The sequence below is a fragment of the Streptomyces sp. NPDC002825 genome, assembly GCF_040295385.1.
Taxonomy (GTDB): Bacteria; Actinomycetota; Actinomycetes; order Streptomycetales; family Streptomycetaceae; genus Streptomyces.
Genome location: NZ_JBEOVH010000071.1, coordinates 1 through 5,003, shown reverse-complemented (window position 1 = coordinate 5,003; position 5,003 = coordinate 1). Strand labels below are relative to the sequence as shown.

Below are 5,003 nucleotides of genomic sequence, written 5' to 3'. Positions count from 1 at the left end.
CAGGGCGAGATCGCGGCCGCGGTCGTCGCCGGCGGCCTCTCCCTGGAAGACGGCGCCCGCGTCGTCGCCCTGCGCTCCAAGGCCCTGCGCGTCCTGTCCGGCGGCGGAGGCATGGCCTCCCTCGGCGTCCCCGAGGCACAGGCGGAAGAACTGCTCGCACCGTGGAACGGCCGCATCTCCGTCGCGGCGGCCAACGGGCCCTCCTCGACCGTGGTCGCCGGACAGCCCGAAGCCCTGGACGAGCTCCTCGCCCAGTGCGAGGCCTCCGACCTCTGGGCACGCCGCATCCCCGTCGACTACGCCTCCCACTCCGCCCACGTCGACCAGATCCAGGACACCCTCGCCCGCGAGCTCGCAGGCGTCGCCCCCCGCACCGGCCACATCGCCTTCCACTCCACCGTCACCGGCGCCGCACTCGACACCACCGAACTGGACGGCGCGTACTGGTTCCGGAACCTGCGCAGCAAGGTCCGCCTCGCCGAGGTCATCGAACACCTCACCGCCCCCGACATCGTCTTCATCGAGGTCAGCGCCCACCCCGTCCTCGTCTCCGGCATCACCGAGACCATCGGCGACACCGGCGCCGTCGTCGGCACCCTCCACCGCAACACAGGCGAACTCACACGCTTCGTCCAGTCCGCCGCCGAAGCCTGGTCCCACGGCATCACCATCGACTGGCCGGCCGTCCTCGGGGCCTACCGCGCCCACGCCGTCGAGCTGCCCTCCTACCCCTTCCAGCGGCAGCGCTACTGGCTGGAGCCGGAACCCGCCTCCACCGACGCCCGCGGTCTCGGTCTGGCCTCGGCCGGGCACCCGCTGCTCGGCGCCGTGGTCGAGCTGGTCGAGGAGGACCGGCTGGTCTACACGGGCCGCCTCGCGCTCGACACGCAGCCCTGGCTCGCCGATCACGCCGTGCAGGGCACCGTCCTGCTGCCCGGCACCGCGTTCCTCGAACTCACGATGGCCGTGGGGGCGCGGGCGGGCTGGCGACGGCTCGCCGAGCTGACCCTCCAGGCACCCCTGCTGCTCCCGGCCGGCGAAGCCGTACAGCTGCGGGTGACCCTCGAGCCGCCGGCCGCGAACGGGCAGCGGGAGCTGGCCGTGCACTCCCGTCCACAGGACGCCGACGCGGGCGCCCCGTGGACGCGGCACGCCGCCGCCACGCTCGAACTCGACGACGACGCCGCGGACTTCGACCTCGTCGAGTGGCCGCCGCCCGGCGCGCGGGAGATCGACGTCGAGGACCGCTACGACATCCTCTCGGAGGCGGGCTACGACTACGGCCCTGCCTTCCAGGGCCTGCGCGCCGCCTGGCGCTCAGGCCGCGACGTCTACGCCGAGGTCGCCCTGCCCGCCGAGCTGGACGCCACGTCCTTCGGGGTGCACCCGGCGGTCCTCGACGCCGCCCTGCACGCGGTCGGTCTGCTCCGCGAGGACGGCGGCACCGTGCTGCCCTTCTCCTGGTCGGGCGTCAGCCGCTACACCGAGGGCGCCGACGCCCTGCGGGTGTGGCTGAGCCCGCGGGGCGACGGGGTGGCCCTGCGCGTCACCGACGCCTCGGGGAAGCCCGTACTGTCCGCCGAGTCCGTCACGATGCGGCCGTTCACCGCCGGCCTGGCCGCCGGGCGCGGCACCGACGCGCTGTTCCGCGTCGAGTGGCAGCCGGTCACCGCCGCCACGCCCGACGCCGACGCGTGCCTGGTCGCGGACCTGGCGGACGTACCGGACGCGGTGCCGCAGGTCGTCGCCGTCCGATGTCCCGGCACCGGCCGATGTCCGGACACCGCACAGGGCTCCGACGGCACGGGAACCGTTCTCGCCGAGGCCGCTCATCGCGCGGCGCGCTGGGCGCTCGACCTGGTCCAGGAGTGGCTGGCCGACGCCCGCTTCGCCGGCTCCCGCCTGCTGGTGCTGACCGACGGCGCCGCCGGCCCCGGGGTCGACAACCCCGCCCAGGCCACCGTGTGGGGCCTGATCCGTACCGCGCAGTCCGAACACCCGGACCGTTTCGCCCTGTTGGACACGGACGAGGCGCACGAGGCCGGGACCGTGCCCGGGGCCGTGCTCACCGAGCCGCAGCTCTCCCTGCGGGCGGGCGCGCTGCTCGCCCCCCGGCTGGTCCGCCACACGAACGTCGCCGACCCGGCCGGTGCCACCCCGCTCGACCCGGACGGCACCGTGCTCGTCACCGGCGGCACCGGTGTCCTCGGCGCCGCGGTCGCCCGTCACCTGGTGACCGGGCACGGCGCCCGGCGTCTGCTCCTGGTCAGCCGACGCGGCGCCGACGCCCCCGGAGCCGGGGAACTCGTCGCGGAACTCAGCGCGCTGGGCGCCGAGGTCACCCTCGCGGCCTGCGACACCGCCGACCGCGACGCGCTCGCCCGGCTCCTCGACGGCGTCCGGCTCACGGCCGTCGTCCACACCGCGGGCCTCCTCGACGACGGCGTCGTCGAGTCGCTGACCGCGGACCGGCTCGCGGCCGTGCTCCGACCCAAGGTGGACGCCGCCGCGCACCTCGACGAACTGACCGCCGACGACGACCTCGCGGCCTTCGTTCTCTTCTCCTCGGTGGCCGGCGTGCTCGGCAACCCGGGCCAGGCCAACTACGCCGCCGGCAACGTCTTCCTCGACGCGCTCGCCGCCCGCCGCCGAGCCGCGGGCCGCCCCGCGACCTCGCTCGCCTGGGGCCTCTGGGCCGAACGCACCGGGCTGACCGGCCACTTGGACGACGACACTCTCTCGACGCGGGGTGTCGCCCCGCTCACCACCGAACAGGGCCTCGAACTCCTCGACCGGGCGCTCGCCGACGACCACGCCCTGCTCGTACCGGCCCGCCTCGACCCGGCCTCGCTGCGCTCCGACGCCCTCGCAGGAACCCTGTCGCCGCTGCTCCGCTCCCTGGTACGGGTCCCCCAGCGCCGCGCCGGCGAGTCCGGCCTGCGCCGAAAGCTCGGCAGGATGTCCGAGGACGAGGGCCGCCGCCTGCTGCTCGACGTCGTCCGCGCCCAGCTCGCCGCGGTCATCGGCAGCGCGTCGACGGACGGCATCGACCCGGACCAGCCGTTCAAGAGCTTCGGCATCGACTCGCTGCTCGCGGTCCAGCTCCGCAACCGCCTCAACTCCGCGACCGGCCTCCGCCTTCCGGCCACCCTGGTCTTCGACCACCCCACACCGGCCGCCGTCGTCGACTTCACGCTCGCCCTCGCGCGGGAACGCGCCGAGAGCGCCCCCGCGCAGCCCCTCGCGGCCGTCGCTCCGCGGACGGACGACGACCCGATCGTGATCGTCGGCATGGGCTGCCGCTTCCCGGGCGGCGTGGACTCGCCCGAGGCGCTGTGGCGCGTCGTCGCCGAACGGCGCGACGTCATCTCGGAGTTCCCGACCGACCGCGGCTGGGACCTGGACGGCCTCTTCCACCCCGACCCGGACCACTCCGGGACGTCGTACGTCCGGCAGGGCGGGTTCCTCCACGAGGCCGCCGAGTTCGACCCCGCCTTCTTCGGGATCTCCCCGCGCGAGGCGCTCGCGATGGACCCCCAGCAGCGGCTGCTGCTCGAAGTGTCGTGGGAGGCCCTGGAGCGGGCGGGCATCACGCCCGGCTCGCTGCACGGCAGCGACACCGGCGTGTTCGCCGGGGTCATGTACCACGACTACGGCGGGGGCGGCAGGCTTCCGGAGGAGGCCGAGGGCCACTTCCTGACCGGCACCGCCGGCAGTGTCGCCACCGGCCGCGTGGCCTACACGCTCGGTCTGCAGGGCCCGGCCCTGACGGTCGACACCGCGTGCTCGTCCTCGCTCGTCGCGCTGCACCTCGCCGTGCGCGCCCTGCGCTCGGGCGAGTGCTCGCTCGCCCTTGCGGGCGGCGCCGCCGTGATGTCCACGCCCAACACCTTCATCGAGTTCTCGCGGCAACGTGGTCTCGCGGCCGACGGCCGGTGCAAGTCCTTCTCGGCGGACGCGGACGGCACGGCCTGGGCCGAGGGCGTCGGTGTGCTCGTCGTGGAGCGGCTGTCGGACGCCCGGCGCCTGGGCCACGAGGTCCTGGCCGTGGTGGCCGGTTCGGCCGTGAACCAGGACGGCGCGTCCAACGGACTCACCGCGCCCAGCGGCCCGGCACAGGAGCGGGTGATCCGCGCCGCCGTCCAGGACGCCGGGGTCACCTTCGCCGGCGTCGACGCCGTCGAAGCGCACGGTACGGGCACGGTGCTCGGCGACCCGATCGAGGCGCAGGCCCTGCTCGCCACCTACGGCAGCGAGCGCGACGGGCAGCCGCTCATGCTCGGCTCGCTCAAGTCCAACCTCGGACACGCCCAGGCCGCCGCCGGAGTCGGCGGCATCATCAAGATGGTCATGGCCCTGCGCCACGGCGAGGTGCCCGCTTCGCTCCATGTCGGCACGCCGAGTGAACTCGTCGACTGGGCCGGCGGCGGCGTCGAGGTGCTCACCGAGCCGCGCCCGTGGCCCGCGGAGGAAGGCAGGACCCGGCGCGCCGGTGTCTCCTCCTTCGGCATCAGCGGCACCAACGCCCACGTCATCCTGGCGGAAGCCCCCGCCGTGGACTCGCCCGAAGTTCCGCAGGACGAGGGCCGATTGGACGGATCCGGCCTGCCGTGGCTGGTGTCGGGGCGTACGGCGGAGGCCCTGGCCGAGGCGGCCGGGCGGCTGGCCGCGTACGTACGGGAACGGCCCGGGCTCGGCCCCGCCGACGTGGCGCTCTCCCTGGCCACCGGGCGCTCCGCCTTCGAGTCGCGGGCCGTGGTCCCCGCCGCCGACGGCCGTGACGGGCTTCTCGCCGGCCTGGACGCCCTGGCCTCCCGGGAACTCGACGGCGTGACCGCGGCGGTCTCCGGCGCGAAGCCGGGCCGCACGTCGGGCGCGCCCGTCGTGTTCGTGTTCCCCGGGCAGGGTTCGCAGTGGGTCGGCATGGCCACGGCCCTGCTGGACTCCTCGCCGGAGTTCGCCCGCGTCATCGGCGAGTGCGAGACGGCCCTGGCACCGTTCGT

The 5,003-nt window shown here is 75.2% G+C and carries 1 protein-coding gene; it reads left to right on the top strand.

All coding sequences use genetic code 11. The annotated features are described in order from the left end of the window. Window positions 1–5,003, top strand: a 5,003-nt coding sequence (locus ABT041_RS38845) for an SDR family NAD(P)-dependent oxidoreductase (RefSeq protein ID WP_351193859.1), incomplete at both ends; no start/stop codon positions are given.